Source organism: Ruegeria sp. BC3, from assembly GCF_056539265.1.
Map to the genome: position 1 here is coordinate 195023 of NZ_JBQFUP010000004.1, position 14722 is coordinate 209744.

Annotated in this window: 17 protein-coding genes; 6 read left to right on the forward strand and 11 right to left on the reverse strand. The window is 59.3% G+C overall.

All coding sequences use genetic code 11. The annotated features are described in order from the left end of the window. The first annotated feature begins 143 nt into the window (after window positions 1–143). Together ACR0MV_RS12885 and yddG are read left to right on the forward strand one after the other, a co-directional pair. The gene (locus tag ACR0MV_RS12885) at window positions 144–1091 is read left to right on the forward strand and encodes a transcriptional regulator GcvA (protein WP_170426994.1); all 948 of its coding nucleotides are present in this window, start codon (window positions 144–146) and stop codon (window positions 1089–1091) included. Then, window positions 1088–1954, forward strand: coding sequence for an aromatic amino acid exporter YddG (yddG, locus tag ACR0MV_RS12890; protein WP_480702373.1), 867 nt, complete (start codon window positions 1088–1090; stop codon window positions 1952–1954). Before ACR0MV_RS12885 ends, yddG begins: the two co-directional genes overlap by 4 nt. On the opposite strand, the gene ACR0MV_RS12895 is transcribed toward yddG, so the two are convergent. The 3 genes from ACR0MV_RS12895 to ACR0MV_RS12905 form a co-directional block, all read right to left on the reverse strand. Then, complete coding sequence (locus ACR0MV_RS12895) at window positions 1951–2115, reverse strand: YdcH family protein (protein WP_082643634.1); 165 nt, start codon at window positions 2113–2115, stop codon at window positions 1951–1953. The genes yddG and ACR0MV_RS12895 overlap by 4 nt on opposite strands. 121 nt (window positions 2116–2236) lie before the next feature. Beyond that, window positions 2237–3010 carry a tRNA1(Val) (adenine(37)-N6)-methyltransferase gene (locus tag ACR0MV_RS12900; RefSeq protein WP_480702374.1) on the reverse strand — a complete coding sequence of 258 codons (774 nt, stop codon included), beginning with the start codon at window positions 3008–3010 and terminating at the stop codon, window positions 2237–2239. After that, on the reverse strand, window positions 3007–3222 hold the full coding sequence (locus tag ACR0MV_RS12905; RefSeq protein ID WP_480702375.1) for a putative signal transducing protein: 216 nt from the start codon (window positions 3220–3222) through the stop codon (window positions 3007–3009). Before ACR0MV_RS12905 ends, ACR0MV_RS12900 begins: the two co-directional genes overlap by 4 nt. A gap of 56 nt (window positions 3223–3278) precedes the next feature. Here ACR0MV_RS12905 and ACR0MV_RS12910 point away from each other — a divergent pair, with 56 nt between their 5' ends. Beyond that, complete coding sequence (locus ACR0MV_RS12910; RefSeq protein WP_480702376.1) at window positions 3279–4277, forward strand: polyprenyl synthetase family protein; 999 nt, start codon at window positions 3279–3281, stop codon at window positions 4275–4277. Here the strand turns inward: ACR0MV_RS12910 and ACR0MV_RS12915 are convergent. From ACR0MV_RS12915 to soxR, 4 genes are all read right to left on the reverse strand, one after another. After that, window positions 4270–5091 (reverse strand): 4-(cytidine 5'-diphospho)-2-C-methyl-D-erythritol kinase, encoded by an 822-nt coding sequence (locus ACR0MV_RS12915; protein ID WP_480702377.1) that lies wholly within the window; start codon window positions 5089–5091, stop codon window positions 4270–4272. The two genes, ACR0MV_RS12910 and ACR0MV_RS12915, sit on opposite strands and share 8 nt — an antisense overlap. Continuing rightward, window positions 5081–6793, reverse strand: a complete 1713-nt coding sequence (locus ACR0MV_RS12920) for a tetratricopeptide repeat protein (RefSeq protein WP_480702378.1) — start codon at window positions 6791–6793, stop codon at window positions 5081–5083. The genes ACR0MV_RS12915 and ACR0MV_RS12920 overlap by 11 nt, the downstream gene beginning before the upstream one ends. Before the next feature lie 104 nt (window positions 6794–6897). After that, entirely contained in the window at window positions 6898–8544 is a 1647-nt protein-coding gene (locus ACR0MV_RS12925) for an electron transfer flavoprotein-ubiquinone oxidoreductase (RefSeq protein ID WP_480702379.1), read from the reverse strand. A 135-nt stretch (window positions 8545–8679) separates the two neighbouring features. Next, window positions 8680–9135 (reverse strand): redox-sensitive transcriptional activator SoxR, encoded by a 456-nt coding sequence (gene soxR / locus ACR0MV_RS12930; protein ID WP_170426987.1) that lies wholly within the window; start codon window positions 9133–9135, stop codon window positions 8680–8682. 87 nt (window positions 9136–9222) lie between these two features. On the opposite strand from soxR, the gene ACR0MV_RS12935 reads away from it, so the two are divergent. The 3 genes from ACR0MV_RS12935 to ACR0MV_RS12945 all read left to right on the forward strand — a co-directional run bounded on the left by ACR0MV_RS12935 (window position 9223) and on the right by ACR0MV_RS12945 (window position 11221). Continuing rightward, the gene (locus tag ACR0MV_RS12935) at window positions 9223–9603 is read left to right on the forward strand and encodes a VOC family protein (RefSeq protein WP_480702380.1); all 381 of its coding nucleotides are present in this window, start codon (window positions 9223–9225) and stop codon (window positions 9601–9603) included. A gap of 140 nt (window positions 9604–9743) precedes the next feature. After that, window positions 9744–10214 carry a transcription elongation factor GreA gene (gene greA / locus ACR0MV_RS12940; RefSeq protein ID WP_170426985.1) on the forward strand — a complete coding sequence of 157 codons (471 nt, stop codon included), beginning with the start codon at window positions 9744–9746 and terminating at the stop codon, window positions 10212–10214. 14 nt (window positions 10215–10228) lie between these two features. Next, a complete protein-coding gene (locus ACR0MV_RS12945) occupies window positions 10229–11221 on the forward strand; it encodes a hypothetical protein (RefSeq protein ID WP_170426984.1) in 993 nt (330 codons plus the stop codon). Here the strand turns inward: ACR0MV_RS12945 and ACR0MV_RS12950 are convergent, their stop codons facing one another. The 4 genes from ACR0MV_RS12950 to ACR0MV_RS12965 are packed head-to-tail and all read right to left on the reverse strand — an operon-like array spanning window position 11222 to window position 14629. Further along, window positions 11222–12487: a molybdopterin-binding protein gene (locus ACR0MV_RS12950; protein ID WP_480702381.1), complete on the reverse strand. Its 1266-nt coding sequence runs from the start codon at window positions 12485–12487 to the stop codon at window positions 11222–11224. Beyond that, the gene (mobB, locus tag ACR0MV_RS12955) at window positions 12484–12975 is read right to left on the reverse strand and encodes a molybdopterin-guanine dinucleotide biosynthesis protein B (protein ID WP_170426982.1); all 492 of its coding nucleotides are present in this window, start codon (window positions 12973–12975) and stop codon (window positions 12484–12486) included. Before mobB ends, ACR0MV_RS12950 begins: the two co-directional genes overlap by 4 nt. After that, window positions 12972–13616: a molybdenum cofactor guanylyltransferase MobA gene (gene mobA / locus ACR0MV_RS12960; protein ID WP_480702382.1), complete on the reverse strand. Its 645-nt coding sequence runs from the start codon at window positions 13614–13616 to the stop codon at window positions 12972–12974. The genes mobB and mobA overlap by 4 nt, the downstream gene beginning before the upstream one ends. Before the next feature lie 59 nt (window positions 13617–13675). Further along, complete coding sequence (locus ACR0MV_RS12965) at window positions 13676–14629, reverse strand: AEC family transporter (RefSeq protein WP_480702383.1); 954 nt, start codon at window positions 14627–14629, stop codon at window positions 13676–13678. Window positions 14630–14722: the final 93 nt, after the last annotated feature.

A 14722-nucleotide genomic window follows, 5' to 3' on the forward strand; every position in this document is an offset into this window, starting at 1 on the left:
GGCTGCTGGATTTGTTGTCATTTCGATCATGGCAGTCTTCCTTTCAGTTCAGCTTTGTTTGACTTGTACCCAATATGCGCCTTATCTATCATACTGACAAACGAGCTTTCTTCGGGTTTCAGTTAAGATTTTCTTGTGCACCTATGAGCGACTATCTTCCCCCTCTGACCGCCCTGCGCGCCTTTGACGCCGCCGCACGCCATATGTCTTTTGCCAAGGCCGCCGAGGAATTACGCGTTACCCCAGCGGCCCTGTCGTTTCAGATCAAGTCGCTTGAAGAGCATCTGGGGAGACCGTTGTTTTTCCGCCTGAACCGCGCGGTCGAACTGACTGAAGCCGGGCGTGCCCTTGCCCCGGGTGCGGCCGAGGGGTTTGCCGCCTTGCAAACCGCATGGCAGGCCGCGCGACGGCAGGGCAACGATACCTCGCTGACAGTGACGGCGGGGCCCGCATTGACCGCCAAGTGGCTGGCCCCGCGTCTCTACGACTTTGCCCGTGCGCACCCTGAGATCGACCTCAAATTCTCGGCCACCCTGCGCAACATGGATCTTGAGCGCGACGACGTGGATGTCGCTATCCGGTTCGGCTATGGCGGAGATGAAGGGTTGTACTCGCTGCCCGTTCGCAAGGAATGGCTGACGCCGGTTATGACGCCCGAACTGGCCGAGCAGTTTCCAACCCCAGAAAGCCTGAAAGACGCCCCGCTGATCTTTGACGACTCGATCGCGTTCCTGCAGCCACCCAGCGATTGGCCAACGTGGTTTCGGGCGGTGGGTGTGGATTTTTCGCCCAGCCATGGGGCGCATTTCTCGAACGCGGACCACGCGATTGATGCCGCAGTTGCCGGTGTCGGCGTGGTGCTGGGACGCCGCGCGATGATCATCAAGGACCTGACAGAGGGCCGCCTTGTTGCCCCATTCAAAACCGCGATTGAAACACAGGGCCGTTTTCGGTTCTTGTGCCTGCCGGGGGCGGAAAACAGACCGCAAATCGCGGCATTCCGCGACTGGTTCATGTCAGAGATTGAAAAGACGGCCCATATCTCGGATGAGTTCGAGATTATTCCGGTGGAAGAGGTTCCGTCCACATGATGAAATCGCGCGCCACGGCCATTGGGTTCATCGCCGTCCTCCTTTGGTCTCTGCTGGCATTGTTCACGGTGGGCTCGCTGCCGACGCCACCGCTGTTACTGAACGCCATCTGTTTTTCCATCGGTGGAGCTATGGGCCTGATCTGGACGTGGCGCAGCGGCGGGTTGCGCCAGTTGCTGGACATCCCCTGGACCACATACGTTTTTGGTACAATCGGCCTGTTTGGCTATCACGCCCTGTACTTCTCGGCCTTGCGCATGGCACCTGCGGCCGAGGCGGGTCTAATCGCGTACCTCTGGCCGTTGCTCATCGTTTTGCTTTCAGGGCTTCTGCCGGGTGAGCATCTTAGGATCGGACATCTGATCGGGGCCTGCCTGGGTTTTGCCGGAGCGGCCGTGATCATCGCAGGCGGCGGCAGCGCCGGATTTCAGGCCGAACATCTGCCGGGATACGCATTGGCCTTGCTATGCGCATTGACCTGGTCCGGCTATTCTGTGCTGTCGCGTCGTTTGGGCGACACCCCCACCAGTTCGGTCGCCATATTCTGTATTGCTACGGCCATCGCCTCTGCTGCGCTGCATCTGGCGGTCGAGGATACGATCTTGCCTGACACGACCCTTGGCTGGGCATCCGTTGTAGCACTCGGGCTGGGTCCGGTCGGGCTGGCGTTCTATGTTTGGGATATCGGGGTGAAACAGGGCGACATTCAGGTCTTGGGCACGGCGTCGTATGCGGCACCCTTGTTGTCTACGCTGGTTCTTGTTTTGGCCGGGAACGCCGCCCCATCCTGGGGGCTGGCGATCGCGGCACTTTTGATTACAGGCGGCGCGATCATTGCCGCGCGTGCAAGTCTGAAACGCTAGTTTGACAGGCGCTCGATCTCTTCCTTTAGCCTTAGCTTCTGTTTTTTGAGTTGAGCGATATGGAGATCATCGATGCCTGGCGAGCGTTGGGCTTGTTCGACTTCAAGACCGAGAGTTTCGTGCTTTTTCTTCAGTTCGGTCAGATGTGCGCTCACGCTCATGGCGATACTCCTTCGTTGGTGTCTCAGGTTCACGTAAGAATTTGACCACATCGTTTCCACCCTGTCACGCTGCAGACGCACAGAATCTGTAATAAATCCGACAATTTCGGCTGGTTAATGCCTATTGGCCAAAAAACCCGGTCATCGCAGCCCCATCACGCAGCACCTCTGACACCTGTGGTTCATAGCTTTCGCCGTCCTTTTCGTGGCGATCCCCTGCGTGCAAAATCAGCGGCGCATGCAGTCGAAAAGCAGCTTTTCCGCCTTTTCTGGCTCGCAGAATAACCAATTCAGCGGCCCGACCGGTCCGCGCGGCCAAGGGCAGGACTTCGACCGATCCCAAGCGCCCCGCACAGGCTGCAAGCATGTCGGGCAGCCGGTCCGCTTTTTGGATCATGTGCAGATAGCCCCGCGGGGCAAGGCGTTTGGCCGCGCAGTCGAACCAAAGCTCCAGCGGTGTCTGTTCGCCCAGCGCGATGCTGCGCCCCGCATCCTCTGCCGGGCTGTGCGCCCCAGCCCGGTAGTAAGGCGGGTTCGCAATCACGTGGTCAAATTGTCGTTGTTTCAAGTCGGCAGGCAAGGCGCTCAGGTCTGCCTCGACCACTTCAAGCGGTGCGTCATTCTCGGCCGCATTGCGGCGCGCCAGATCGGCGTAACTGGCTTGCAGCTCGACCCCCACAGCCTGCAAGCCCGGCACGCGGGCGAGCAGACAAAGGACCGCCGCCCCTGCCCCGCAGCCCAGTTCCAAAACGGTGTGACCACGTGTCGCCGGTACCGTGGCGGCCAGCAACACCGGGTCTACCCCGGCACGATATCCAGACCGTGGCTGCCAAAGCCGCACACGGCCACCCAGAAAGTCGTTTCGCGTCAAATCAGTATCGGAAAACAGGATCATCGACCCAGTGGGATGTCGTTGTCACGCATCACCCGTTCCGCGCGGGTCAGATCATCCGCGCGCACCATCAGGCGGCGTGGAAAGACTCCGATACCTCCTTCGAGGATGCTCATATTTACGTCCATCTGAAAGCAGTCTATATCCTCGCCTTCAAGAAGGGCGGAAGCAAAGGCCAGGATCGTCGGATCGGTGCTGCGCAGTAGTTCTTTCATGGGGATTGATGTAAGGGCAAGGCGAGGCGGAAGTCGAGCCTTGTATCAGGAGAGTGATGAACATCGGCACTATCTCGAAACCGCACGAGCGACTTGCTGAGCTTCTGGCAGGTGAAATGGATGCGGTGAACCAGCTGATCCGCACGCGCATGGCCTCGGAACACGCGCCTCGCATTCCCGAAGTCACCGCACATCTGGTCGAAGCCGGCGGCAAACGTCTGCGCCCCATGCTGACGCTGGCAGCAGCCCGCATGTTCGAATACGCGGGTGACCACCACGTGCGTCTGGCCGCAACGGTCGAGTTCATTCACACAGCAACCCTGCTGCATGACGATGTCGTCGACGAAAGCGCCCAGCGGCGGGGCCGACCCACAGCGAACCTTTTGTGGGACAACAAATCCAGCGTTCTGGTCGGAGATTATCTGTTTTCCCGCAGCTTCCAGCTGATGGTTGAAACCGGATCTCTGCGCGTTCTGGACATCCTGGCCAACGCCTCGGCAACGATTGCCGAGGGCGAAGTCCTGCAGATGACCGCAGCCACCGATCTGGGTACCACCGAAGCAATTTATCTGCAGGTCGTACGCGGCAAGACCGCCGCGCTGTTTTCTGCGGCGACCGAGGTGGGCGGCGTGATCGCCGGAGCCTCAGAGGCTCAGGTAAAGGCGCTGTATGACTATGGCGATGCCTTGGGGATCGCGTTCCAAATCGCCGATGATCTGCTGGATTATCAGGGTGACAGTAAGGCGACTGGCAAAAACGTCGGCGACGACTTCCGCGAGCGCAAGCTGACGCTGCCGGTGATCAAAGCGATAGCTCAGGCCACGCCGGACGAGCACGCATTCTGGGAGCGCACAATTGGTCGGGGACGCCAGGAAGATGGCGATCTGGACCACGCGCTGAGCCTGATGAACAAGTACGCTACGCTCGAGGCTACGCGCGCGGACGCCTTTGGTTGGGCCGCTAAGGCAAAAGCCGCGCTGGACACGTTGCCAGATCACGAAATCCGCACATTGCTGCGCGACCTCGCAGATTACGTGGTTTCACGCCTCAACTAAGCTGCGTTGCGCGGCACCACCAATTGGGATGGGCCGCGCCGATCTCATAAGCAGCGAAATGCGCTGCTTTCATCGTGGGGTAAAGTGCGAAACAGGTCGAACCTGAGCCCGACATGCGGGCCAGCAGCGCGTCTTTGCTATCCGCCAACTCGTCCAGTACACGGACCACCTCGGGCGCGAGGCCTTTGGTGGGGGGCTCAAGATCGTTTCGTTGGTTTTGCAGCCAAACGGCGCAGGCATCGGGCGTTTCAAAGGTCGGGATGTGGTCTTGCATCGCAGGGTTATCGCGGCTTTGCAGGGCCGAGAACACCGCACCTGTGGGCACCTCGACACCAGGATTGACCAATAGGGCAGGTAGTTGCGGCAAGGTCGCCGGTGCCAGCCGCTCACCAATGCCTCGCATCCGCGTGGCCTTGGCAGCCATGCACACTGGCACATCTGCACCAAGGGATAAAGCTGTGCCATCCGGAATTTCTGTGCCTTGCTCGGCGATCATTCGAAGTGTCGCGGCCGCATCAGAAGACCCACTTCCGATCCCGCCACCGTGCGGAAGCACTTTGTTCAACGCTATGTGCCCCGTCCAGCCCGTAGCTGCGGCCGCCTTCCACACTAAGTTACGGTTGTCAGTGGGAACGCCCGCCGCATGTTCGCCCGTCATTGAAATCGACAGTACAGGCCCCGGAGCGAACTCCATCGTGTCGCCGACATCCGCAAAGACCACCAACGAATCCAACAGATGATACCCGTCGTCGCGGCGGCCGGTCACATGCAGGGTCAGGTTGATCTTGGCGGGCGCGAAGGCCTTAGTTGCCATTGGCGACCTTCAGCGGCTCGGCCCCTTCTTCGGCTAGAACCGCATCCAGCCCGATCTCAAGCTTGCGGCGGATTCGGTCCGGGTCGGCCTCACCATCGGTGTCTTCGGGATCAATGAAAGACAGCGCGCGCTTCCACTGGAACTCGGCCTCGCGGGCACGGCCCACGGCCCAGTACACGTCGCCCAGATGGTCGTTTACCACCGGATCGACGGGCATAAGCTCTACCGCGCGTTCCATATGCCCTACGGCCTCGTCATACCGACCCAGACGGAACAGAACCCAACCTAGGCTATCAACGATGTATCCGCTGTCAGGACGCGCTGCCACGGCGCGTTCAATCATGTCCAGCGCCTCATCCAGTTTTTCTTTCCGCTCGACCAGCGAATAGCCCAGATAGTTCAGCACCTGCGGCTGATCGGGGTTCAGTTCCAATGCCTTGCGGAAATCCGCCTCGGCCGAGTCCCAATTCTTGAGCCGCTCATGTGAAATACCCCGGGCGTAATAGAGGAACCAGTTTCCGCTGATGCCCTGCTCGGTCAATTCGATTGCGGTGTCGTACGTACGCACCGCGTCTGCGTAGTCTTCCTGCCGTCGTTGAAGATCGGCAAGGGCCACGTGCACACTGGGCAGATCGGGGCTTTGGGCAGCAAGGTTTTGCAAAACCTCTGCCGCTGCATCGGTTTTGCCAGACCGGCCAAGAACTTCGGCCCGGCCCAGTTCGGCCGCGTGATAATCGCTGCTGGTGGTGGGCACCATGCGATAGGCCTCAACCGCCAGATCATATTGCTCTAATGCGTCCAGAAGCTCGGCGCTCAGAAGGATTGCATCTACATGATCCTGGCGCAGGAATGCAGCGATCCGTGCGTACAGCAGCACATAGTCCTGCGATGCCTCGCTGCTGAGCGCCGCACCCACGGAAAAGAACACCTCGGCCATACCGTCCTGGGCGGACTGGACATGGGTGAAGGGCAATGTTTCACCAGCCTCCAACCGCGCCACATAGCCTTCTATGGATGGATCGCTGCCAGCGGCAAAAACCTCATCCAAATACTGTATCGCATCCTCGTTGCGATCCAGTTGCGACAGAATCTCGGTCCGGGCCAGGGCCGCACGGCGTGAGAAACGCGAAACGGCCCCGTTATTGGCCGAAAAGATCTCTTCCGCCCCTTCGAAATCACCGATCGACGCCAACGCCAGGGCTTTGTGGAACATGGCGAAATCCCGCAAGCCCTCCTGCGTTCCAACTTCGTCGAACTTTTCCATCGCGCTGGTGATCGAGCCCTGCGCCACATGGGCCCAGGCCAGGATCAAGCCGTCTACCAGTGGGCCGACGCCCTGCGTCTCGGGATCGCGCGCCTGCAGCTCTTCCAGATTGTCGTCGGCGATCAGGTTCGCCATGATGACCATCTTGGCCGCCTGGCTGGGCAGCCCAAGCTCTTCGATGGACCGTGCGACAGGCAAGGCGCGAGCAACTTCGCCCAAGGCAAGGCGTGCGACGACTACGTTTTCCAGAAGTTTGCCATTTTCGGGATCGGCGCGCAGTGCCTGCGCATAATACTTCTCAGCGGAAGTATAGTCGCTTTGGTAAATCGCCTGACGCCCGGCCAGATACGCCCCTGAGCCTGTATCCGACAGAGCCGGAAGTGCAAATGACGAGGTTAACAGCGCGACCAATGCTGCGCGACGAACGAGGGAAGCCACCAAAATCCTGCCTTGCTATCGTTGACTGGCCAACAAGCTAGGGCTTTGGCAGGAAAGAGGCAATGGCCGGGCTTTCACGACCCCGCCATTGCCCATGTTTTCGCTTACATGTTGGGATAGTTCGGTCCGTCCCCGCCCTGCGGTGTGGTCCAGGTGATGTTCTGGCTGGGATCCTTGATGTCGCAGGTTTTGCAGTGGACGCAGTTCTGGAAGTTGATGACGAATCGTGGGCCGTCTTCATCCTCGACCATCTCGTACACGCCTGCAGGGCAGTAACGCTGCGCGGGTTCGTCGAACTTGGGCAGATTGACTTTGACCGGGATCGACGGATCAGCCAGCTTCAGATGGCAGGGCTGGCTTTCCTCGTGGTTGGTCATCGCAAACGAGACGTTGGTCAGACGGTCAAACGACAGCGTGCCATCAGGTTTGGGATAGTCGATCGGCTGGTGCTTGCTGGCATCCTCAGTCGATTCCGCGTCATTCTTGCCGTGGCCCAGAGTGCCCAGCAGTGAGAAGCAAAGCGTGTTGGTCCACATATCCATACCGCCCAGCATCAGGCTGGCCGTCAGGCCGTATTTCGACCACAGCGGCTTGACGTTGCGCACCTTCTTCAGGTCGCTGCCAATCGCGCCTTCACGGACATCGGTTTCGTATGCGGTCAGTTCGTCGCCCGAACGGTCGGCTTTGATCGCGTCGAATGCCGCTTCGGCTGCCGCTTTGCCGGACAGCATCGCGTTGTGGTTGCCCTTGATGCGCGGCACGTTGACCATACCCGCAGAACAGCCCAGCAGCGCCACGCCCGGCGCGACCAGTTTCGGCATCGATTGATAGCCGCCCTCGGTGATCGCACGGGCACCGTATGCGACGCGCTTGCCGCCTTTCAGCAGCTCGGCCACCATCGGGTGGTGCTTGAAGCGCTGGAATTCCATGTAGGGGTACAGGTGCGGGTTCTTGTAGTTCAGGTGAACCACGAAACCGACATAGACCTGATTGTTTTCAAGGTGATAGATGAACGATCCACCACCCGCGTTGCTGCCCAGTGGCCAGCCCATCGTGTGCGTGACGCTGCCTTCCTTGTGCTTGGCTGGGTCAATCTCCCAGATTTCCTTCATGCCGACGCCGTATTTCTGCGGCTCTTTGCCAGCAGACAGGTCGTACTTGGCGATGACTTCTTTTGACAGCGAGCCGCGAACACCTTCCGACAGGAAGACATATTTGCCGTGCAGCTCCATGCCCGGCTCGGTGCCCGGACCATAGGATCCATCGGGCTCCAGGCCAAAGACACCCGCAACAACGCCTTTGACCTCGCCATTGTCGCCGTAAACCAGCTCGGAACAGGCCATGCCAGGGAAGATTTCAACGCCCAGCTCTTCGGCTTGCTCGGCCATCCAGCGGCAAACGTTGCCCATCGAGACGATGTAGTTGCCGTGGTTGTTCATCAGTGGCGGCATCGGGAAGTTGGGGATCCGGATCTTGCCCGCCTCACCCAGCATGTAGAAGTTGTCCTCGTGCACCGGAACGTTCAGCGGCGCGCCTTTTTCTTTCCAATCCGGGATCAGAGCGTCCAGCCCGCACGGGTCGAGAACTGCGCCTGACAGGATATGCGCACCCACTTCCGAGCCCTTTTCCAGAACGACAACGTTCAGGTCGGCATCCAGCTGTTTAAGACGGATGGCCGCCGACAGGCCCGCGGGGCCTGCACCCACGATCACCACATCGTATTCCATCGCTTCGCGTTCAATCTCGGCCATCGCGGGCTCCTTAGCTAACTTTCCGAATTGGCGCTTTCACTGCGTGGTCTGCGCAATTTTGTTTCTCGGCTGATTACATGGTCTGAAAGACGTTGGTCAATCGAAACACGGCGTAACATTGCTGCAATGCGGCAGTTATGCCTCGGGAGAGTCCCCCATCAGGTACCTGGGACCGCTACCATTGGATTTGGCGCGGTCATCCGGGTTGTAAAGGGCGCATTTTGGCAAGCTGAGGCATCCGCAGCCGATACAGCCGCCCAAATTGTCGCGCAACCGCGTCAGCGTATCGATTCGGCGGTCCAAATGCGCCCGCAACCCAACGCTTATGGCTTTCCAATCCTGTGGTGTAGGTGTGCGGTTGCCGGGCAGTTCGGACAAAACCTCGCGAATTTCGGGCAGGGTCAGGCCGAATTGCTGGGCGATCATGACAAAGCTCAATCGCCGGATATCTGCCCGCTGATAGCGCCTTTGCCCGCCAGCATTGCGCCAGGGCGAGATCAGCCCCTGCGCCTCATAGTACCGGATTGCCGATACGGCCAATCCCGTGCGCCGCGCCAAGGCGCCGATTGCCAACCCTTCGGACACAGCCATTTCACCCTCACAAAATACCTTGACCTAAAGTTAGGTTTAGAAATTACGGTGAGTCGGGACAAGCCTCAAGACTGAAAAGGAGATCCCATGATGGCGACGCTTGAACACACCAATTTCACGGTCCGGGACCCACAAGCTTCGGCTGCGTGGATGGAAAAGGTGTTCGGATGGAAAACACGATGGGAAGGCCCCGCCATTGCGGGTGGTTACACGGTTCACGTCGGCAGCCAGCATACTTACCTGGCGCTTTACGCACCCAGTGATCCCAGACCGTCGGGCGAAAGCAGCTATGACATCGTTGGCGGGCTGAACCACGTTGGTGTTTTGGTCGAGGACATTGATGCCACCGAGCAGAAAGTGATTGATGCCGGGTTCACCCCCAAATCTCATGCTGATTACGAACCAGGGCGGCGCTTCTACTTCAACGATGACAATGACATCGAGTTCGAAGTGATTAGCTACGACTAGGCTGTAATCCGCGCGTTGCGCGACCAAGCCCTCTTGCAATTCACGCCTCATTTGGGTCAGGTATCTGACGACCCATCACTTCGCCCCGACGCTTGTCTCATGCGGCGGGGCGAAAAAATTTATGCGTGGACGACAAGAACATGGAAAAAATTCCAATGACGCCTGCGGGCAATGCCGCGCTCGAGGCGGAGCTTAAGAACCTCAAGTCCGTCGAGCGCCCGGCCATCATCGAAGCCATCGCCTCGGCGCGCGAACTGGGCGACCTGAAAGAAAACGCCGAGTATCACTCGGCCCGCGAAAAGCAGGGCTTTATCGAAGGCCGCATCAAAGAGCTGGAAGGCATCCTGTCGCTGGCCGATGTGATCGACCCCAGCAAGCTGACCGGCGCAATCAAGTTTGGCGCCAAGGTGACGCTGGTGGACGAAGACACCGACGAGGAAAAAACCTGGCAGATCGTTGGCGAATACGAAGCCAACATCGAAAACGGCCTGCTGAACATCAAATCGCCCATCGCAAGGGCATTGATCGGCAAAGAAGAAGGCGACAGTGTCGAAGTGCGCACGCCCGGCGGCGTGCGGTCATATGAAGTTCTGAATATCGAGTACGCCTGACCGGAGCCTTGACCATGTCAGAGCCCAATCCAGAACAGGATGCAGAACGGCCAACCCCGCTGGGGATCTACGACAAGCCTTCGCATCCTTCGGTGACCGAGATCGAGATCGTCGCCATTGCCTTGAGCGTGGTCTGGCTGATCGTATCGGTCGTATTTCTGGTCCTACCCGGCAAGGTCGATGGCGGCGGGTTCGTTGTGACTCTGCTGGCGGTGTTCATGCCGGTCGCGATGATCTGGGTTGCGGCCACCGCGATGCGCGCCAGCCGCGTCATGCGCGAAGAAAGCGCCCGGCTGCAAACAGCGATCGACGCAATCCGTCAGGCGTATGTGATCCAACAACAGCGTGCCGCCAGCCTTCAAGAACCGGGCGTCAGCAAAAAGCTGGACGAAATCGCCGAAGCCACCAAAAAAGCGGAAACCGCATTGGCGACGTTTTCGTCAAAACGAACCGAGCCGGCAAGGGGTGACAAACCGGCCCAAAGCGGCGACCAGACCTCGTTGGAGTTGGGCACTCCGGCGGAAGAAATTGCGCCACCCCTGACAACAGATATCTTTATCCGCGCTCTGAACTTCCCAGAGACGCAGGATGACGCCGCCGGATTCGATGCTCTTCGTCTGGCGCTGCAGGATCGCAAGGTCGCGCAACTGGTGCAGGCCTCTCAGGATGTGCTGACCTTGCTGAGCCAGGAAGGCATCTACATGGACGACCTGCGCCCCGATATGGCCCGGCCAGAAATCTGGCGGCAGTTCGCACAGGGCGCACGTGGTCGCGCCGTGGCCGCGTTGGGCGGTATTCGCGACCGGTCCTCGCTGGCGCTTACGGCAGCCCGAATGAAGCAGGACCCGATTTTTCGGGACGCTGCGCACCATTTCCTGCGCCGCTTCGACCATATGATTGTCGAGTTCGAGCCGGATGCCAGCGATGCGGACCTGACAGCCTTGGGCGACACGCGGACTGCACGGGCATTCATGCTGCTGGGGCGTGTTGCAGGAACCTTTGACTGATCAAAGTCCAAAGCTGCCATAGGGAATGAAACGCACCAGATCACCCGGCGTGATGTGGCGTTCGCCATCTCCAATCTCAACCAGCCCTTCAGCCCAGCTGAGGCCACTTATCCGGCCCGACCCTTCTGAGGCAAACACCTCGACCCGGCCCTCTCGGATGCGGGCGCGCAGGTATTCGCGACGCCCCGGTTTCTTGCGTTTCTCAAAATCCGCTGGCAGGTCAAAGCCCTGTGGAGCGGACCAGCCTTCACCCGCCATCAGGCCAAGCGCCGGGCGGGCAAAGATCAACGTGCAGACCATGGCAGCAACAGGGTTGCCCGGCAGGCCAAAGACAGGCGTCTTGTTCCACATCCCCAACGCCAGCGGACGACCTGGTTTCAATGCGATGCGCCATTCCTGTATCGCTCCGGCTTCGCGCAACAGGGCCGAGACGTGGTCTTCGTCCCCCGCAGATGCGCCACCGCTGGTCAGGATGACGTCTGCCTGTTCCGCTGCCTGATCCAAGCGGTTGCGCAAATCGTCCCTGCTGTCTGACACCCGCCCCATATCAACCGGCTGAAAACCAAGACGGTCGACCAACGACAACAACATCGGGCGGTTGGCATCGAAAATCTGACCCGGCCCAGCTGTGTGCCCGGGCTCGACCAGCTCATCTCCGGTCGACAGGACCGCAACCCGCAGAACCTTGCGCAATGGCACATCGGATATCCCGGTCGCCGACAGCAGCGCCAGATCGGCAGGTGTCAACCTGCGCCCGGCGGGCAGCACCAGTTTCCCTTCGGCCACGTCCTCACCAGCTTTGCGCGTGTTCGCCCCCTGTTTCAGCGGGCCGTGAAAGGCGATGTGACCATCCTGAACAGTCACGTCTTCTTCCAGTATCACCGTGTCCACACCGGTAGGAAGGGCCGCACCGGTCAAGACGCGCAGAGCCATCCCGTTTGGCACGGCACCATCAAACGGGATCCCCGCCGCCGCGCGCCCCTGATGCAGGGGCATGACCTGCGGGCCATCCGGGGCTGCACCTGAGAACCCGTAACCATCCACGGCCGTATTCGGCTGAGGCGGATTTGACCGTTTCGCGTGAATATCTTGCGCGAGAATACGCCCCGAGGCCTGCCCCACAGGCAGAGTCTCAACCGCCGTCACTACAGAAAGCCGGTCCTGCAACAGGCCCAGCGCATCATCCACAGGCGTCCAGTTCACCCCGGCAGGCAAGGCAAAACAGTCGTTTCGCAGCGGTGGCGGAGAGATGTTCGGCGGCGTCATAACCCGACCTCCTGCAAGATGAACGCAGCAATCGCAGCGGTGTCGTTCAGATCAAGAACGGGGACGTCCATTTTCAGCGGTGTGTCGCTGGCAACGGCCCGTATCGTGCTGTTCTCTCGGGCCATCAACGGATTACCTGCTTCGGCGCGATAGGCCTCGACCTTTGGATGGTTTTCCCGTTTGAACCCTTCGATCAACACCAAATCCACGGGGGACAGGCGGGTCAATAAATCGGCCAAAGGCGGTTCCGGCGCGCCGCGCAGCTCTTGCATCACCGCGATGCGTTTACCAGAGGCAAGTAAAACCTCGGACGCGCCTGCTTCGCGATGGCGGTAGCTGTCCGTGCCAGGTTGGTCCACATCCACCGTATGATGGGCATGTTTTACCGTCGAAACGGTGAAACCGCGCCTCGTGATCTCAGTCACCAACCGCTCCATCAACCCAGTCTTTCCGGCGTTTTTCCAACCGGTGACGCCGTAGACCCTCATGCCTGCTCCAGCAGCTGTTGTGCCCGCGTCAGATCGTCAGGCGTGTTGACGTTAAAGAAGGGATCAAACGGTTCGGCTGGGAACAGGGCCTCGCGCCCGTCGTGCTTGTCGGTCCACAACACAACCTTGCGCAGCCCATCGTTCAATGCCTCGCGCAGATCATCGCGCAGAGCCACGGGCCACAGTCCAAAAGTCGGATGCCGGTTCACTCGCTTGCCGCCGCCTGATTTCAAAGCTTCGTCCCCGGTTCGGGGCGTAGTTGCCAGGACAAGTGGATGCGTTTGGCCTTCTGACGCTGCAACCAGCCTTTCGACCAGATCGCGCGGAAAAAACGGTGTATCGGCTGCAGCGGTTACGATACTGTCAGCCCCCTGCTCTGCTGCCCAGTCGAGGCCCGCCAGAACTCCGGCCAAGGGGCCAGCAAACCCTTCAATCGTGTCTGGCAGAACGGGCAGGTTCAGATCCGCAAATCGTTCGGGATCACCATTTGCGTTCAGCGCCACACCGCCCACCTGCGGCGTCAAACGGGCGATCACATGAGACAAGAGGCTTTGCCCGCCTATGGTCAGCAAGCCCTTGTCACCACCCCCCATCCGAGTGGCCAGACCGCCTGCGAGGATTACGCCCAAAGGGGTGTTCATTGCCGTACCTTACTGCTTTCACCGAAGTGATCCGTCATTGGCACCGTTGTAGATTGAACTCAGTTCAATTGGAACGCCGTTGGATACATATGGTGCAGGACAAACAGCCACATGATCAATGTGCCAACCGCCAAAAAGGATGTCGCTGACACGATATGCGCGGCAAGTTGCGGTTCCTGATCGTAGTGCTTGGCCAAGAGAAAGATGTTTTTGGCCGTGGGTACCGCCGCGGAAATGGTCGCCGCGATGGTCCACAGCGGATCAAGACCAACAAGATGCGCCGCCAACAGGACAAGACCCGGCGCCACGACCAGTTTGACGACCGTCAGAGACAGGATCAGCGGCCCCGTCTGAACAATGGTCCGAACGCTGGTCGTGAACCCGATTGCAAACAGCGCCACCGCAGCCAATGCCTGACTGAGAAGCTCTAAATAGTCGGAAACGGCGTCAGAGAACCCGATACCGGTAAAGGAATAGACCACACCTAAAAGGGTTGCGGCAATGATGGGGTTCTTCAGGACGTTCAACAGGATCTTGTAGATTGGCGTTTTGGCATTTGCTTTGTGCCCCGCCGAGCTTTCCAGAACGGTTGTCATTACCAACAACAATATCGCGACGACAAGGTTTGCCAGAACCGCTGGCAACGCCCCCTTGGACCCAAAAATCGCGTGCAGGATTGGCAAAGCAACCAACGCCGTGTTCGACGCCACACCTGCAAAAGCGGCCACGGTTGCCGAGCCCACTTGGAACCCAACTACTGTATTGAGCCCCAGAAACAACACGGCAAACAGCGCCAGCAAGGTTCCACCGTAGGAAATGTAGAAGCCATAGTTCAGAAGGTTCGCAAACTCTTCCTGCCCAATCAGATAGAACATGATGGCCGGGATCAGGACATAGACGGCAAACTGCACCAGTGCGTCGGATGTCTCCTTGCTCAGCAAGTTCGTCCAGGAAAACGCGTACCCGGTCAGGATCACCGCAAAGACCGGCGCAATGAGATTGATCAGCTCCATAGCGTACTCGGAAGGCCAAAACCCTTGTCGGCCCAGCTTAGAGCATATCCATTGGAATTCGCAGAACTTTTTCGGATCGACTACAGGGGGCAG